Raw genomic sequence first — 17219 nt, forward strand, 5'->3', positions numbered from 1 at the left:
GAGTGTGTGTGCTCGCCGCACGGCCCAGGGAGCGCCAGTGACCTCAGCCCCGCTCGCCGCCCGCCTCGACCGGGCCACCGGACCGTTGTTCTTCCCCGTCACCGCGTACGGCCCGGACGGCGCCCTCGATCTCGACGTGTTCCGCGCGCACATCAGAAGCGGCGTCGACGCGGGAGCCGCCGCGGTCTTCGCCTGCTGCGGCACGGGCGAGTTCCACGCCCTGACTCCGGAGGAGTTCGGGGACTGCGTGCGGGCCGCCGTCGAGGAGACCGCGGGAGCGGTCCCCGTCGTGGCCGCCGCCGGTTACAGTACGGCGATCGCCGTCCGGTACGCGGAGATCGCCGAGGCCGCCGACGTCGACGGACTGCTCGCGATGCCGCCCTCCTGGTCGTCGCCGACCAGGAGGGCCTGCTGCGCCACTACACGGCGCTGGCCGCCGCGACCGGCCTTCCGGCCATCGTCTACCAGCGCGACAACGCCCTCTTCACCCCCGGGACCGTCGTCGAACTCGCCAAGGCCGACGGCGTCATCGGCCTCAAGGACGGTCACGGCGACCTCGACCTGATGCAGCGCGTCCTCAGCGCCGTACGCACCGACGAGCCCGGCCGCGACTTCCTCTACTTCAACGGCCTGCCCACCGCCGAACTCACCGGCCTCGCCTACCGCGGCATCGGCATCACCCTCTACTCCTCCGCCGCCTTCGCCTTCGCGCCCGAGATCGCCCTCGCCTTCCACCGCGCCCTCACCTCCGGCGACGACACAACCGTGAACAGGCTCATCGACGGCTTCTACCGGCCGCTGGTCGAACCGCGCTCCCAGGGACGCGGATACGCCGTCTCGCTCGTCAAGGCGGGCGTCAGACTGCGCGGTTACGACGTCGGCGAGGTACGCACACCCCTGAGCGAACCGCGGCCCGCGCACATCAAGGAACTCACCGAGATCATCGAACGCGGCTACGCCCTGCTCGAACAACAGACCCCGGGCGACGCCGAGCAGGGGGAGCACGCGTGAGGGCCGCCGCCTTCCTCTACCCCTGGGACGTCGTCGGCGACCCCGACGCGCCCGCCCGCGTCGTGGACCTCGGCGTCCGGCAGGTGACCCTCGCCGCCGCCTACCACTCCACCCGCGCCCTCACCCCCCGCCACCCGCGCCACCGCGTCGTCACCGCCGAACACGCCGCCGTGCTCTACCCGGCGGACGACGACCGCTGGGCGGACGCCGAGCTGCGCCCGTACGCCGCCGGCGACTGGGCCCCGGCGACGCCTACGGCGAGGCCGCCGCCGCGCTCGCCGACGCCGGACTCGACGTGCACACCTGGGTCGTCCTCGCGCACAACTCCCGCCTGGGCGCTGAGCATCCCGACACCTCCGTGGTGAACGCCTACGGCGACCGCTCCCCCTGGGCCCCGTGCGTCGCCCGCCCCGCCGTCCGTACGTATGTGGTGTCGCTCGCCGCGGAAGCCGCCGTACGGCCCGGTGCGGGCGGCACCGCGCCGTACGGCCCGGTGCGGGCGGCACCGAACTGGAATCCCTCGGCTGGTACGGGCTCGCGCACCCGCACGCCCACGACAAGATCGGCGGCGTCCCTCTCGGTGAGGCCGCGCGGTACCTGATGTCGCTCTGCTTCTGCTCCGTCTGCCGCGCCGGCTACCGGTCGCTGGGCCTGGACGCCGACGAGCTGACCGCGGCCGTCAGGCGCGCCCTGGAGCCCGTCTGGAGCGGCGCCCGCGCCCCCGACAGCCCCGGCGGTCCCACGGGATGGCCGGCCGTCGAGAAGCTGCTCGGCGCGGATCTCGCCGCCGCCACCCTCGACTGGCGCCTGGGGACGGCCCGTACGCTCCAGGAGGCCGCCGTCGCCGCCGTACGCGCACAGGCCGGACCCGGCTTCCAGGTGCTGCTCCACGCCGACCCGCACCTCCACCGCACCGGGGCCAACGCCGGGGTCGACCCCGAGCACGTCCTGGACGCCGCCGACGGGGTCGTGCTGCCGTGCGGCGGCGGCGCGGCGGAGGCGATGCTGACACCGTTCGCCGCGCACCGCCCTGAATCCACCGTGCTGGCCGCGAACTTCACCGTCGTCGCGGGCATGGGCGGCAGCCCGGACACCCTCGCCGACGACGCGGCGCACGCGCGCTCGCTCGGCGCGACCGAACTGCGGCTGTACCACGCGGGCCTGGCGTCCGACGCGGACCTGGCCGCCGTCGCCGCCGGGCTCTCACGCCGCGGCTGAGGCCCGTCGCGGCGGCCCTCCGTAGAAGGCGAGACCGCCCGCCGTCAGCAGCCCGAGCACCCCGGTGACCGGCAGCAGCACCGTGATGTCGACGAACGCGATCAGCCCCGCGCCCAGCGCGAGCGACACCGCGTTCGGCACGTAGATCAGGGTGTTGGCGGTGGCCGCGGTCCGCCCCAGCACGGCGTCCGGCGTCTCCCGCTGCACCGCCGTCAGCGCGACGATCAGCACGCACGGCAGCCCGATCCCGACCGCCACCGAACTCGCCAGCACCACCGCGTCGTACGGCAGCGCCCGCAGCCCCACGGCGGCGGCGAACAGCGCGATGCCACCGGCGGCGAACACCCGCTCCGGCATCGCGCGCATCAACGGGCCCGCCAGCAGCCCGACGGCGACCGAACCGACACCCTGGAGCGCGTAGAGCAGACCTACGTACGTAGGCGCGTGCCCCAGGCCCTTGTCGACCACCGCGTAGACGGCGGCGCCGTTGAGCCCCGCGAGCAGCATCGTCACCGACCCCGCCAGGACGAGCGGGCGCAGGACCGGCGAGTCCCACAGCACCCTGACACCCCGCGCCGTACGCGACAGCCAACCGCCGGTGCGGTCCGGCACCGGCCTGTCCTCCCGGACCCGCATCAGCGCGAACAGGCCGGCCGCCAGCGCGAACGTCGCGGTGTCCAGCAGGGCGACCGTCCCGCCGCCGTACGCCGCGTACAGCCCGGCGCCCGCGAGCGGCGCGAGGAGCTTCATGCCCTCGTTGGCCGTCATCCGCAGCCCGTTGAAGTCACCCAGCAGCCGCTTGTCGATCGCGGTGGCGACCAGGGCCGCCTCGGCGGCGTCCTGCACGACACCGCTGACGCCGTACACGAACAGCACGGCGAACAGGATCCAGATCCGGTCCGCCGAGTCGACCACGAGCAGCAGGGGCAGCAGCGCGGCCATGGCGAGATTGCAGAACACCAGCAGCGGCCTGCGCCGCCACCGGTCGGCCACCGCCCCCAGCAGCGGCCCCACCAGCGTCGGCGCCCACATCGCGAATACCGTCAGGGCCGCCAGACTGTCCGACCCGGTGAGCGACTTGACCCAGATACCGCCGGCCAGCCACATCGCCGATGTGCCGAAGCCGGACACCACCACGCCGGACAGATACAGCCCGGCGTTACGGTCCCGGAGGACCGTGGCTATCGCCCAGTTCCTTCCTGTCCCCATCCCCATCGGCACATCCTGGCACGGGTGTCCCGGGCGCCACAGGGCTCTTCCTCAGTCGCGGGACGGGCTCGTCCGGCGGGTGGGTTCCTCCTCCGCCGTACGCGGTCAGCGCAGCGCCGCCTCCATCATCCGCTTGGCGATCGGAGCCGCCAGGCCGTTGCCGCTCACCTCCGAGCGTGCCGCGCCCGAGTCCTCGACCAGCACGGCCACCGCCACCTCCGCGCCGGTGGACGAGTCCTTCGCGTACGAGGTGAACCAGGCGTACGGCGTCTGGCTGTTGTCCACGCCGTGCTGGGCCGTGCCCGTCTTGCCGCCGACCTCGGCGCCGTCGATACGGGCGTTCGAGCCCGTGCCCTCCTCGACCACCGTCACCATCGCGCCGCGCAACTGCTCGGCCGTCGACGACGAGACGATCCGGCGCGAGGACGCGTCCTCGTAAGAGGTGAGCGTGTCGCCGCCCGCGTCCACGACCTCGGACACCATGTGCGGCGACGCGAGGATCCCGTCGTTGGCGAGCGCCGACGAGACCATGGCCATCTGGAGCGGGGTGGCGGTGACCTCGAACTGGCCGATGCCCGTCAGCGCCGTCTGCGCGTCGTCCATCCCGGAGGGATAGACGCTCTCGGCCGCCCGCACCGGCACGTCCTGCTCGGTGTCGTTGAAGCCGAGCTTCGAGGCCATCGCGCTCACCTTGTCCTCGCCGAGGTCGGCGGCGATCTTGGCGAAGACGTTGTTGCACGAGTACTGGAGCGCCGTGCGGATCGTCGCGTTCTCGCACGGCGCCGACGGGTTCTCGTTCTTCAGGACGGTGCTCGTGCCGGGCAGTGTGTACGGGTCCGGGCTCCGGGTGCGGGTGTCCACCGATCCGTACAGCCCGTCCTCCAGCGCCGCCGCGGCCACCACCAGCTTGAACGTCGACCCGGGCGGCAGCGGCTGCCGCAGCGCCCGGTTGACCATCGGCTTGTCCGCGTCGGCGTTCAGCCGGTTCCAGGCGTCGCCGTCCGTCGTCCCGCTGATCGTGGACGGGTCGTACGACGGGGTGCTGACCATCCCGAGGATCCCGCCGGTCTTCGGGTCGATGGCGACGGCCGCGCCCTTCTTGTCGCCCAGCGCCTCGAAACCGGCCTTCTGCACCGCCGGGTCGATCGTCGTCAGGACACTGCCCGGCGCGGCGTGCTCGCCGGTCAGCGCGTCCAGCGGATTCTTCAGCCGGGGGTCGGTGCCGTCGAGCACCCGCGCGTAGATCCCTTCGAGCTGCGTGGAGCGGTAGGCCTGCGAGCTGTAGCCGGTGACGGCCGCGTACAGCTCACCGTCCGTGTAGGTCCGCTTGTACTTCAGGTCGTCACCGGCCGGGGTACCGGCGGAGCCCGTGACGGGGGAACCGGCCACGATGATGTCGCCCAGCGGGTTGGCGTACTGGTCGATGAGCGTGCGTCGGTTGCGTTCGTTGTCCGCGAGGGCCTTGCCCTGGTACGCCTGCACCCAGGTGGCCCGCACCAGCAGGGCGAGCACCATGAGCAGACAGACGACGGCGGTGCGCCTGATTGTCTTGTTCATCCCACACAGGGGACGAACGGGACCGGAGGGTGTGTTCCGCCGCGCGCCACTTCTCAGAAACTCCTCATACCGGGACACGCCTCCTGAGGAGACGGCGTCACCTCGTGCTGATGAAGCCCGATTCGTACGCCGCGATCACCGCCCGCGTACGGTTCCCGGCACCGGTCTTCGCGAGCACCGCCGCCACGTGCGACTTCACCGTCGCGGGACCGACGCCGAGCCGTCCCGCGATCTCCGCGTTCGTCATACCGGTCGCCATCAGCCGCAGTACGTCCGCCTCGCGCTCGGTGAGCCGGCCCGCCCAGCGCGGCGGCGCGGGCCGGTTTCGGGCGTACTCGGCCGCGAGGCCCCGCAGCGCGGCAGGGAAGAGCAGCGAATCGCTCCGCGCCACCAGCCGCACCGCCCCCACCAGTTCCTCCGACGCCGCCCGCTTCAGCAGGAACCCCGAGGCGCCGACGCGCAGCGCCTCGTACACGTAGCTGTCGTTCTCGAAGGTCGTCACCACGATGACGCGCGGCACCGGACCGGGGGAGCCGAGGATCCGCTCGGTCGCGCGGATGCCGTCGATCTCCGGCATCCGGACGTCCATCAGCACGACGTCGGGGCGTCGCTCGCGCACCACGGACACCGCTTCCGCGCCGGTCGCCGCCTCGCCGACGACCGTCATGTCCGGCTCGGCCTCCAGGATGACGCGCAGCGCCGTACGGACCATCCGCTCGTCGTCGGCGAGCACCACCGAGATGCCGGTCACCGCCGGGTCCACCGGACGTCTCCTTCTTGGGAGGGCAGCGGGAGGGCGACGGACAGCCGCCACAGCGGCCCGTCCGGTCCGGCGTGGGCGTGCCCGCCGAGCAGCGTGGCCCGCTCGGCGACACCGCGCAGACCGCGCCCGCCCCCGGGCCGTACGACCGGCTCGGCAGCCGGCAGGGGATTCTCCATCGTGATCTCCAACTTCTCGGTACTCAGGGCGACATGGAGTGTGACGGGCGCCGCCGTGCCGTGCCGCAGCGCGTTGCTCAGCCCCTCCTGGGTGATGCGGTACGCCTCGCGCGACACCGGCTCCGGCACGGTCGCGACGTCCCCCTCGACGGTCAGCGCGACGTGTACGCCGCAGTGGGCCAGCAGCCCGTCCAGCGCGTCGAGCGTCGGCCCCGAAGGGTCGTCCCGCCCCGCGTCCGGCTCGTCGTCCCGGCGCAACAGGCCCAGCACGGAGTCCAGTTCGCCCACCGTGCGCCGGGTGGTCTCCTCGATCGCGGCCAGCGCCTCCCGTACGAACTCCCGGTCCCCGGGCGCGTCGCTGTCCAGGACCCGGCGCGCCGCGCCCGCCTGGAGGGTCACCGCGCTCAGCGCGTGGCCGACCGAGTCGTGCAGCTCGCGGGCGAGCCTGTTGCGTACGGCGAGATCCGCCGCTCGGCGTTCGGCGGCGACCAGCCGGTCCGACGGCGTGGGACCGAGCAGGACGGGCGCCAGACGGGCCAGCAGCGCGCCCGCCGCCGCCGCGCACGCGGCCAGCGCCACGAGGAGAAGGATCCCGGCGAGCGGCGCGAGAGCCACTGCCCAGCCGTGCTCGGAGAGCTCCGGCACATCGAGCCGGGAGTCCCGCAGCGCCGACCAGAACGGCAGCAACATCAGCACCACCGCGAAGGGCGGCAGCGCCAGCGACATGCCGCTGACCAGCCCCCCGACGCCCACATGCAGGGTGAACCAGGCGGCCGTCCGCACCCTGGCCGCACGCGAGCGGGCGGGACCGTCGGCCAGCGAGCCCTCCGCAATCCCGCACAGCGCCCGTGCCACGGCCACCGAGAGCGGCCGTACGAGCGGGAACAGCGCGCTCGCGGCGGCGATCGGCAGGGCGACCGCGTACGCGCCGAACTGGAGCACGAGGGAGCCGGAGAACATGTTCGCGCTGCCGACGAGCGGACCCACGAGCACGGTGCCGAGCAGCCAGTAGGGCATCAACAGCGCGCCGCCGAGGATCAGATGCGTCCAGCGCAGCCACGCCCGTCCACCGACGAGTGGGCGCGGGACGGGGCGCGGAGCGGCGGTGGCCGATCGCCGGGGCGCGGCTTTCATGCGGCGCGGCGCCGCAGGACGCAGACGACGCTGCTGAACAGCAGGAACCCGGCGGTCATCGACACAGCGTAGGTCAGCACCATCGCGGACGAGTGTGGCTCCGGTCCGTCGGCCGGCATGAGCGACGCCAGCAGCAGCCAGCCGCCCCAGCAGCCGAGCGCACCCGACCCGACCCAGGCACCGGCCATGACGGCCTTCACGGGCAGACGGCCGCCCCGGCGGAACGCGAGCATCAGCGTGGCCGTCACGGCGAGGACCGCGAAACCGGTGCTCACGCCCTCAAGGACGTGGAACGACCTCGTGCGGTCGGCGAGCCGGTCCGCGCTGAGGCCGGCGGTCGATCCGCAGGCCCACAGAAGATGCGTCGCACCGGGGAGGACGGCGAGCAACGAACCGGCCACGGCCGTCGCCCGAGCCGACCCCACGCGGCCGGTGGACACGGGCCTCGAACCGGCGGTCCTGGCGGTCCTGGCGGTCCTGGCGGTCCCGGCGGTCCCGGCGGTCCCGGCCTCCCCACTGATCGGGCCTTGCCACAGATGTCCCCACCGCCGGTGCGCGTACCGCACGAAGAGCGTGCCCAGGGCGAGGCCCTGCACAATGAACCCGCCGTAGACGACGCCGAAGACCCACTCGTGGAGGAACGGTTCGTCGGCCGCCGGCGGTGGGGCGCCGGAGCCGGTGAGGGCGGTGACCGCCAGTTGGAGCGGGTAGCCGGTCATGATCGGCGCGAGCAGCCCCGTGGCGACCCACATCGGCAGGACGAGCAGCCAGGCGGGGACCCGTCGCCCCCACGGCTGGGTGAGCAGCAGCGCGAGGACCACCACGGCGGCGTCGAGGGCGACGGACAGGCCGTTGCCGACGGCCGTCGCGATCCGGTTGTCCAGCAGGGCGCTGCCGTCCGGGATGCCGACCCGGCTGCCGGCGATCCAGAGGAGCTTGAGAGTGATGTAGGGGAGGCACGAGACGATCGCGACGGCGCGCAGCGCCCGTACACCACGGCCGGGTGACGGCGCGCCAGGTGGCGCGGCGGGCAGCGTGGGTCGTGGCGCGGCGGGTGGCGCGGGTCGCGGCGCGGAGGGAGGAGCGGAAGTGGTGGGTGTCTGCGTCATGCCACCCACGCTCCCGGCTCCCGGCCCGCCGCGCCTCGTGCGCCGTGACGATCCCCCTCCGCCGCGCGGGGGAGACGCGCCCGACGCGGGGTCGAAGGGGTGAAGGGGTGAAGGGGTGAAGGGTCAGAGCCTGCGCGTGGCCAGCGTCAGGCGGTCACGTGCGTCGAACAGCGCGTCCTTGATCATCTGTTCGTGCGCGGGCGTGAGCCGCGCGACCGGCACCGAGCAGCTGATCGCGTCGCGCGCCGGGGTCCGGTACGGGATCGCGATGCCGAAGCAACGCAGCCCGAGGGTGTTCTCCTCGCGGTCCACCGCGTACCCCTGCTCGCGGATCGCGTTCAGTTCCTCGATGAGCCGCTCACGGTCGGTGATGGTGTGCTCGGTCAGCGACGCCATCGTCTCCGGCAGCATCTTGCGCACCTGCTCGTCGCTGTGCGTCGCGAGCAGCGCCTTGCCGAGCGAGGTGGAGTGCGCGGGCAGCCGGCGGCCGACGCGCGTGAAGGGGCGCAGATAGTGCTGCGACTGGCGGGTGGCGAGATACACGACGTTCGTACCGTCCAGCCGCGCCAGGTGGATGGTCTCCGTCGTGTCGTCGGAGAGCCGGTCCAGCGTGGGGCGGGCGGCGGCCACCACCTCGTCACCGTCGATGTACGACGTGCCGACCAGCAGTGCCCGTACTCCGATGCCGTACCGCGTGCCTGTCGCGTCGGTCTCCACCCAGCCCAGCTCGACCAGCGTCCGCAGCAGCATGTAGAGGCTGGACTTGGGGTAGCCCACCGCCTCCTGCACCGCGGCGAGCGAGTGCATGCCCGGGCGTCCGGCGAAGTACTCCAGCAGTTCCACCGTCCGCACAGCGGACTTGACCTGTGCCCCACCCGTTTCCGCAGCAGACATCGTCCCTCGCCCCTATCTTGACCACTCTTGACCACACAGAACGCACGGAAATAGAGTCCCCTTGGATTCATCATCAGGAACTTTGTTCAGAATACCGAACAGCGTCTCGGTGATGACAGCGGACGGCACAGGAATCGGAAGGAAGCAGCGGTGGCAGCAGCACCAGTCTCAGCAGCACCAGTCTGGAGTGTCGACCCCCGAACCGGGAAGCCGCGTGAACAGGTCGCGGTCGAGGCCACGGCCGAGGAGGTCGACCGCGAAGTACGTCGCGCGTACGCCACCCGGCCCGCGCTCGCCGACCGTACCGCGCGTGCGGCGCTTCTGCGTACGGCGGCGGACCTCCTCGATGAGTCCGGCGCCTACGTCATCGAGGCGGCGGACGCCGAGACCGCGCTGGGACCGGTCCGGCTCACCGGCGAACTCGCGCGTACGACCGCCCAGTTGAGGGCCTTCGCCGACGTCGTGGACGAGGGCGCGTTCCTGGACGTACGCATCGACCACGCCGACGGCGACCGTACGCCGCCCTGGCCCGACCTGCGGCGCTGGAAGGTGCCGCTCGGCGTCGTCGCCGTCTACTCGGCGAGCAACTTCCCCTTCGCCTTCTCGGTCCCCGGCGGTGACACGGCGAGCGCGCTCGCCGCGGGCTGCCCCGTGGTCGTCAAGGCGCACCCCGACCACCCCGCCACCTCCGAGATCTGCGCCGCCACGCTGCGCAGGGCGGCGGAGCGGGTCGGGCTGCCCGAGGACGTGGTGGTCCTGGTGCACGGCTTCGAGGCCGGGGTGGAGCTGGTGAAGCACCCGCTCGTCGCCGGGGCCGGGTTCACCGGTTCCGTACGGGGCGGCCGCGCGCTCTTCGACGCGGCGGCGGCGCGTCCCACGCCGATCCCCTTCCACGGCGAACTCGGCTCGCTCAACCCCGTCGTGATCACCGAGGCCGCGGCGGCGGAACGCCCCGAGGGGCTCGGCGCCGGACTGGCCGGCTCGATGACCCTCGGCGAGGGCCAGTTCTGTACGAAGCCCGGCTTCGTCCTCGTCCCGGACGGCGACGCGGGTGACAGCCTGCTCACGGCGCTCACGACGGCCGTCAGCGAGACCGAGCCCGGCGTGATGCTCGACCACCGGATGCGCGACGCCTTCGTGGCGGGCGTACGGGAACGGGCCGAACTGCCCGGCGTGGCAGCCCCGATCACCCCCGGCCCCGGCGGTGACCACACCGTCAGCGCGGGCTATCTGACCGTCCCCGCAGGGCGGCTCGCCGCCGAAGGACCGCACGATCTGCTCCTGGAGGAGTGCTTCGGCCCCGTGACGGTCGTCGCCCGCTACGGCTCCGACGCCGAGATCGGCGCCGTCCTGGCCCGCCTCCCCGGCAACCTCACCGCCACGCTGCACCTCGCCGAAGGCGAGGCCGAGGACGCCGACTCCGGCGCCGCGCGGCTGCTCGCCGAACTGACGCCGCTCGCGGGCCGCGTCCTCGTCAACGGCTGGCCCACCGGCGTCGCCGTCGCCCCCGCACAGCAGCACGGCGGCCCGTACCCGGCGTCCACCTCCACGTCGACGTCGGTCGGCGCCACCGCTATCGAGCGCTGGCTGCGCCCCGTCACCTACCAGTCCACGCCCCCCGCGCTGCTCCCGCCCGAGCTGCGCGACGACAACCCGGCGGGTCTGCCGCGCCGGGTCGACGGCCGCGCGGAGGCGGGGACCGCCCCGTAACGCACACCGCACCCACGCGACCCCCGCCCCGCCCGGATAAATCGCTTGCCGGGCGGGCCGGGGGTTTGCTGTACTCCCCGACGTCGACCGGCCATCCGCCGGCCGGCCCTTCCCGCCACCAGGACCCCCCCGGGCCCCCCGAACACCCCCAGGAGCCGTCATGCGCCGAGCGTCAGAGTCCATCCAGAAGAAGGGAATCTCCTCCTACTCAAGGGACCTGACGCTTAGTGACCACGCTCAACCTGGGCATCCTGGCCCACGTCGACGCCGGTAAGACCAGCCTGACCGAGCGGCTGCTGCACGCGGCCGGAGTCATCGAAGAGATCGGCCGCGTCGACGACGGGAACACCCAGACCGACTCCCTGGCGCTCGAACGCCAACGCGGCATCACCATCAAGTCGGCGGTCGTGTCGTTCGCCATCGACGACGTCACCGTCAACCTCATCGACACCCCGGGACACCCGGACTTCATCGCCGAGGTGGAGCGAGTGCTGAGCGTCCTCGACGGCGCCGTACTCGTCGTCTCCGCCGTCGAGGGAGTCCAGGCGCAGACGCGCGTCCTGATGCGGACGCTGCGCCGGCTGCGCATCCCCACGCTCGTCTTCGTCAACAAGATCGACCGGGTCGGCGCCCGCCACGGTGATCTGCTGCGCGACCTGGCCGAGAAGCTGACCCCCGGGACCGTCCCGATGGGATCCGTACGCCGAATCGGCACGCGCGGCGCCGAGTTCACCCCGTACGGCGCCACCGACCCGGCCTTCTCCGCGACCGGCCCGCTGGCCGAGCGGCTGGCCGAACACGACGACGCCCTCCTGGCCGCGTACGTCGACGACGCCGCCCACCTCCCGTACGACCGGCTCCGCCGGGAACTGGCCGCGCAGACCAGCCGCGCGCTCACCCACCCGGTGTTCTTCGGCTCGGCCGTGTCCGGCGCGGGCGTCGCCGAACTCATCGGTGGCATCAGGGAGTTGCTGCCCGCCACGGCGGGTGACGAGCGGGGCGGCCCGGTCGCGGGCACCGTCTTCAAGGTCGAGCGTGGCACGGCCGGCGAGAAGATCGCGTACGTCCGGATGTTCTCCGGCGCGCTGCGGGTGCGCGACCGGCTGCCGATCGGTGACCACGCCGAAGGCAAGGTCACCGCGATCAGCGTCTTCGACAACGGCGCGTCGGTGCGCCGCGCGTCCGTCGGCGCGGGCCGGATCGGCAAGCTCTGGGGGCTCGGTGACATCCGGATCGGCGACGTGATCGGCGACCCGGCCGCGGCCGGCGCCGCGGCCCGCCACCACTTCTCCCCACCGACACTCGCCACGGTCGTCGTCCCCCGCGACGCGGCCGACAAGGGCGCGCTGCACGCCGCGCTCAGCCAACTCGCGGAGCAGGACCCGCTGATCAATCTGCGGCAGGACGAGATCCGGCGGGAGATCTCCGTGTCGCTCTACGGAGAGGTGCAGAAGGAGGTCATCCAGGCGACACTCGCCGACGAGTACGGCGTCGACGTCACCTTCCGCGAGACCACGACGATCTGCGTCGAACGGCTCGCCGGTATGGGCGGCGCCGCCGAGATCATGGGGAAGGAGCCGAATCCGTTCCTCGCGACGGTCGGACTACGGGTCGAACCGGCCCCGCCCGGCGGCGGCGTGGAATTCCGGCTGGAGGTCGAACTGGGCTCCATGCCCTACGCGTTCATGAAGGCCATCGAGGACACCGTGCGCGCCACCCTGCGGGAAGGGCTGTACGGATGGGCGATCCCCGACTGCGTCGTCGTCCTGACACACAGCGGATACGCGCCCCGGCAGAGCCATGCCCACGCCACGTTCGACAAGAGCATGTCGAGCACGGGCGCCGACTTCCGCCTGCTGACCCCGCTGGTGCTGATGGACGCGCTGAAGCGCGCGGGCACGATCGTGTGCGAGCCGATGAACCACTTCCGGCTCGACGTACCGTCCGACACCTTCGGAGCCGTCCTGCCCGCCCTGGCCCGGCTGCGCGCGGTGCCGCGCACGCCGTCGGCGCACGGGGCGTCGTACGTGGTGGAGGGCGAGATCCCGGCGGCGGAGGTGCACGCCCTCGAACAGCTCCTGCCGACACTCACCAGCGGCGAGGGCGTCCTGGAGACCGCGTTCGCCCACCACCGCCCGGTCCAGGGCGGCCCGCCCCCCACCCGCTCCCGCACCGACCACGACCCGCTCAACCGCAAGGAGTACCTGCTCGGCGCGGTGCGGCGGGTCTCGGCGGGAGCGCGGTGACGCGGGCCGGCCACGGTTCGCCGGACACGGCCTCGCCCCGCTCCACGGCGGCTCCGGCGTTGTCCCCGTACCTGTCTGCCGGCCGGCAGACCAAGGGGGCAGGGCGAATGACAGGCTCCGCCCGTGCGTTGCGGCGGAGGCAGGCTCCGCACCTACCTGCCCTGGAGAGAAGCAGACACATGCGCGTGGAGATCTGGAGCGACATCGCCTGCCCTTGAACCACGGGAACCATAGGTTACCGCGAAGCCCTGACCAGGGGCTATGGCCAGGCAGCACGAAGCCCCGACCATGCGCCACGGGGGACGCACGCACGGACGGGGCAGCCAGGGGCCTGATGCTCAGTGTGGGACGTGCACAGGGGCGCTCTGTTCCCTCAGCTCAGACAGCCGCCGCTGATACAGGGGACCGATAGCGTGCGCTCCCCTTGCCTCACTCGGGGTGGACTGTTCGATCAGGTGATGAGCTACGGCCTTGAGATGAGCAGACCAGGCAATCACGTGTTGCTGAGCGCTGCGCCCGCATTCCCGCGGTTCACCGGGAAGGCACAGCGGAAGTCCTGGACCGAGCTTGTTCGCGGCATGCCGGACGTAGCGAGCAATCGAGGCCCATTCATCTTCGGTCCGCTGGACGGCGCTGCTGGTGTGCTCCCAACCCCACGGCCCGAAGTCGTCCCCGTGATCGTCCATGCACGCGCTCCCAATGATCGCAGCGAATTAAGCCGGTGAACCGATCGTAGTGGCGCTGTCTGCCTCCCTGGGGTCACAGTGTCCGACCGAGGGAACGCACGGACCGCACGGGCCGCACATGGGCAGGAACTGAGGCGGGGTGCAGGACTGCGCTCCTGCTCCGTGTACGACCCTGATATCGGCCAGCACTTCACCCATGCGCAAGCCGCCCCAGATTTCGGGAAGCGGCGAATCCTGCACGTTCCCGATGTTGAGGAACCTGCCGAGTACGCACGGCCACACGTCGCCGGTAGGACCGATTGCACATTTCTCGTGAGCGCAGTGCCCGCACAGGTCGCTGATCGTCGGTGCCGCGCCCTTGCTGGCCCTTCCGAATGCCCGGGTCCGGTCTCCGCCCACCGTGACCACGCCGAGCGCCGCAAGGTCCCGTGCCGCCTCTTGGGCGCGCTGACCTTCCCGGACCGCCACGACCCCGCCGCGAAGCGGGATATTGAGGCTCAGCGCCTTCTCCACGTTCGCCCGGGTCTTCCGGTGAGAGCCCCGGAGCCTGGTCACCTGGTCGTGATCCTCCGCCGTGTCGGAGTAGTACGACGTTGCGAGTTTGACCCCACAGTCCCTGAACGTCTCCCACAGCTCATCCCGAATGCGGGTCATGTTCGAGAAGACTTCGACGGACAGCCCGGAGCCGTGCGCGTACCGGATCAGCGCCGGAAGGTTCGGGTACAGGGTCGGTTCCCCACCGATGAACTGAACGTCCAGCGTGCCGATTTCAGCGAGTTGATCGATGACGCGCAACCAGTCTTCTACGGTCATGGTGCCGTGCGTTCCCTTGGGCGAGGAGTCCGCATAGCAGTGATCACAGAACTCATTGCATAACCCCGTGACCTCCAACCACGCGAACCTGAGAGAGTTTTGGGCAGCGCTCATGACGGACTCCTTGCAGGTGTGGAGTTTCGATTCAGGGGATAAGCGCGACGCTGGCAGGCGAGACAATCCATTCGAGCCCGCCACCTTCGGGTGACAGGAAGGCTGCATGACGCTTCTGTCGCTCTCCGGGAAGTTCGGCCGGGTCTTCGTAGTCCTTGATCACGTCACGCAGAATGCCGACCCTGCCCGCCCCGTCCTCGACTCGCTGGCCTACATCCTTTTCGGTGATCACTCGTGCCCCTCCGGGTGGCGGGCCATGAGGACGTTGCAGTCACAAACGGTGGTCATGTCGCCACCCGTTCGCGCCCTGTCACGCACTCGTGCAAGTTCTTCGCAACCCGCGCAGCCTTCTGCCGGGGTCGGTTCCAACTGGCCCGACCGGTCCGGGAGGTCAACCGGCGCGCTGTGGTGTCTCGTCGGCTCGGTCATACAGAACAGCGTCTGCCCGGAATTGATCACCGACTAGCGGCCCCGTGTAGGCCAACTGTCAGCCAGAATGGACGCATGGGGAGCAGCATCGGGGCCAACATCCGCCAACTCCGCGAAGAGCGAGGGTGGAGTCAGGCACGCCTTGCGCGGGAGGTCTGCCAGGCAGCGCGAGTAACCGGCGAACCAGTCGGACGACAAGAGGTCAGCCGCTGGGAGACAGGCAAGCGCACGCCTCGTGAATGGCTGCCGTTCCTCGCTGCCGCACTGGGCGTGACCGTGGATGCCCTCAACACCCCCCAGACGCCCGCCGAGCCCCCTTTGCCGACCCTGGCTGACTTCCTGCCCGAAGAGGACCCGCTGAGCCCACTGGAAGGCCGTACAGGGCGACGGGTCGGAATGGGCACCGTGGACGAACTGCAGCAGCGGGTACACGGGCTCAGGCTGGCTGATGACGTGCTGGCAGGTGGAGACCTAATCCGTCCGGCGCTCCGGGACCTTCGGCGCACGGTGAAGCTGTACCGAGAGAACACCTACACGGGCGAAGTGGGGCGCCAACTCCTCAGACAGATTGGGGAGTTGGCGCAGATTGCCGGGTGGGTTGGGAGTGATGCCGGGCAGTATGAAGAGGCAGAGCGCATTTACCGGCTGGGAATCAGCGCCGCACGGCAGGCAGAAGACCACACCCTTTCCGGGAATCTCGCCGGCTCGCTGGCCTACCAGATGAGCAATACCGGGCGGGAAGCCGAAGGGCTCATCTTGGCCCAGGCGGCGTTCCGGGACTCACAAGCCGAAGCGCCCCCAAAAGCCCGCGCGCTGTACTTGGACCGTGTGGCGTGGGCTCACACGAAAGCCGGGGGGACGGAGAACGGGCAACAGGCCATGCGCGCGCTGGGGGAAGCCGGGCAAGCTCTCAGCGAAGACAGTGACGGTACGGAATCACCCGCCTACCTCTATTGGGTCGACGCTGGCGAACTCCAGGTTATGGAATCCCGGGTCTACACGGAGCTTCACCGACCCTTACGCGCTGTGCCGTTGCTCCGGGAAGTCCTTGGCCGATATGACGCCACCCATACCCGGGAAATGGCTCTGTACCTCTCTTGGCTGGCCGTGGCGCTGGCTGACGCAAACGAGCCAGAAGAGGCGGCAGGCGTAGCCGAGCGGGTCTTCTCCTTGGCATCTGACACACCGTCAGAAAGAGTGGCTGAGCGGGTGCGGGTCATTCTCGGTCGGTTGCAGGAGTACGACGAAAACGCGGAATCTAAGCATTCCACTCGCTCACAGGTTTCCGAGACGGATGACCCCACGGCGAATTCCCGCGCCCGCTGGCCCCATACCTGCTGCCCTTCCTGGTAGCCGGTACGGGGCTTTCCGTGCCGGAAGTTGCTGCCCTACTCGCTGAGCATCCGGCAGCCTGGAGACCCTATGGTCAATCCCCATTGGTCCCTCTCGCAGCGCCGCAGCACACAGCATGTTCCGAATGCCTTGCACCAGGTCTGCCGCCCACCGGGGCGACGTCGAGGGGGTGCACCGGTCCTTCGAGCTTGATCCCGGGCATGCCAAGGGTGACGCCGCTCCCGTGGTCGACATGCTCGCCGCCAAGTTCGGCCGGTCCCGGGAGGAAGCGCTCGCCATGGAGGAGCGGGTCGCCTCGCACGCGCGCTCCGAAGGGCTCGGCTACCAGGTCGGGGACCGGGATCACGGCAGCACCTTCGACATCCACCGGCTGCTGCGGCTGGCCAGGGCGCGCGGTCGGCAGGGCGTGTTGCTGGATCTCGTCTGCCGGGCGAACTTCGCCGAGGAGCGCTCGGTCTTCGACCTGGAGACGCTGGTCGATCTCGCGGTGGAGGCCGGTCTGGACGAGGCCGAGTCGCGTGCGGTCCTCGCGGACGACGGCGCGTACGCCGACGAGGTGCGGGCCGACGAGCGGGAGGCGGCGGAGCTCGGCGCGACCGGTGTGCCCTTCTTCGTACTCGACCGGCGCTACGGCGTCTCGGGCGGTCAGCCGGCCGAGGTCTTCACCCAGGCGCTGGAGCAGGCGTGGCAGGGCCGTGTGCTCACGCCCGTCGGAGAGGGCGCGGCCTGTGACGCCGACGGTTCCTGCGAGGTTCCGCAGGCCGGCGGCCATTCATAAGGATCGCTTGGGTATACCC

12 protein-coding genes and 2 pseudogenes are annotated in these 17219 nt (G+C 71.3%); 6 read left to right on the plus strand and 8 right to left on the minus strand.

Features of this window, described 5'->3' with window-relative positions; translation table 11 throughout:
• Positions 1 to 37: 37 nt before the first annotated feature.
• Positions 38 to 1011 (plus strand): annotated as a pseudogene (locus OG700_RS31050) (5-dehydro-4-deoxyglucarate dehydratase).
• A pseudogene (locus OG700_RS31055) lies at positions 1008 to 2229 on the plus strand (hypothetical protein). The pseudogenes OG700_RS31050 and OG700_RS31055 overlap by 4 nt, the downstream one beginning before the upstream one ends.
• Here the strand turns inward: OG700_RS31055 and OG700_RS31060 are convergent.
• From OG700_RS31060 to OG700_RS31085, 6 genes are all read right to left on the minus strand, one after another.
• Positions 2215 to 3438 (minus strand): MFS transporter, encoded by a 1224-nt coding sequence (locus OG700_RS31060; protein WP_405622105.1) that lies wholly within the window; start codon positions 3436 to 3438, stop codon positions 2215 to 2217. The pseudogene OG700_RS31055 and the gene OG700_RS31060 sit on opposite strands and share 15 nt — an antisense overlap.
• A 105-nt stretch (positions 3439 to 3543) precedes the next feature.
• Complete coding sequence (locus OG700_RS31065) at positions 3544 to 4995, minus strand: peptidoglycan D,D-transpeptidase FtsI family protein (RefSeq protein WP_405619351.1); 1452 nt, start codon at positions 4993 to 4995, stop codon at positions 3544 to 3546.
• A 97-nt stretch (positions 4996 to 5092) separates the two neighbouring features.
• Positions 5093 to 5707 (minus strand): response regulator, encoded by a 615-nt coding sequence (locus tag OG700_RS31070; protein ID WP_405622107.1) that lies wholly within the window; start codon positions 5705 to 5707, stop codon positions 5093 to 5095.
• Between the two features lie 35 nt (positions 5708 to 5742).
• The gene (locus OG700_RS31075; RefSeq protein WP_405619353.1) at positions 5743 to 7068 is read right to left on the minus strand and encodes a sensor histidine kinase; all 1326 of its coding nucleotides are present in this window, start codon (positions 7066 to 7068) and stop codon (positions 5743 to 5745) included.
• Entirely contained in the window at positions 7065 to 8177 is a 1113-nt protein-coding gene (locus OG700_RS31080; RefSeq protein WP_405619355.1) for a hypothetical protein, read from the minus strand. The genes OG700_RS31075 and OG700_RS31080 overlap by 4 nt, the downstream gene beginning before the upstream one ends.
• Before the next feature lie 123 nt (positions 8178 to 8300).
• Positions 8301 to 9071, minus strand: a complete 771-nt coding sequence (locus tag OG700_RS31085) for an IclR family transcriptional regulator (RefSeq protein ID WP_405619357.1) — start codon at positions 9069 to 9071, stop codon at positions 8301 to 8303.
• A 150-nt stretch (positions 9072 to 9221) separates the two neighbouring features.
• Here OG700_RS31085 and OG700_RS31090 point away from each other — a divergent pair, with 150 nt between their 5' ends.
• On the plus strand, positions 9222 to 10781 hold the full coding sequence (locus OG700_RS31090; RefSeq protein WP_405619359.1) for an aldehyde dehydrogenase (NADP(+)): 1560 nt from the start codon (positions 9222 to 9224) through the stop codon (positions 10779 to 10781).
• 227 nt (positions 10782 to 11008) lie between these two features.
• Entirely contained in the window at positions 11009 to 13027 is a 2019-nt protein-coding gene (locus OG700_RS31095; RefSeq protein ID WP_405619361.1) for a GTP-binding protein, read from the plus strand.
• 713 nt (positions 13028 to 13740) lie between these two features.
• On the opposite strand, the gene OG700_RS31100 is transcribed toward OG700_RS31095, so the two are convergent.
• Positions 13741 to 14640, minus strand: coding sequence for a radical SAM protein (locus OG700_RS31100; RefSeq protein ID WP_405619363.1), 900 nt, complete (start codon positions 14638 to 14640; stop codon positions 13741 to 13743).
• Between the two features lie 31 nt (positions 14641 to 14671).
• Positions 14672 to 14872 (minus strand): hypothetical protein, encoded by a 201-nt coding sequence (locus tag OG700_RS31105; RefSeq protein ID WP_405619365.1) that lies wholly within the window; start codon positions 14870 to 14872, stop codon positions 14672 to 14674.
• Positions 14873 to 15144: 272 nt separating this feature from the next.
• Here OG700_RS31105 and OG700_RS31110 point away from each other — a divergent pair, with 272 nt between their 5' ends.
• Positions 15145 to 16422, plus strand: coding sequence for a helix-turn-helix domain-containing protein (locus OG700_RS31110; RefSeq protein WP_405619367.1), 1278 nt, complete (start codon positions 15145 to 15147; stop codon positions 16420 to 16422).
• 124 nt (positions 16423 to 16546) lie between these two features.
• Entirely contained in the window at positions 16547 to 17200 is a 654-nt protein-coding gene (locus OG700_RS31115; protein WP_405619369.1) for a DsbA family oxidoreductase, read from the plus strand.
• The last annotated feature ends 19 nt before the right edge of the window (positions 17201 to 17219 follow it).

Source organism: Streptomyces sp. NBC_01508, from assembly GCF_045040315.1.
Classification (GTDB): Bacteria; Actinomycetota; Actinomycetes; order Streptomycetales; family Streptomycetaceae; genus Streptomyces.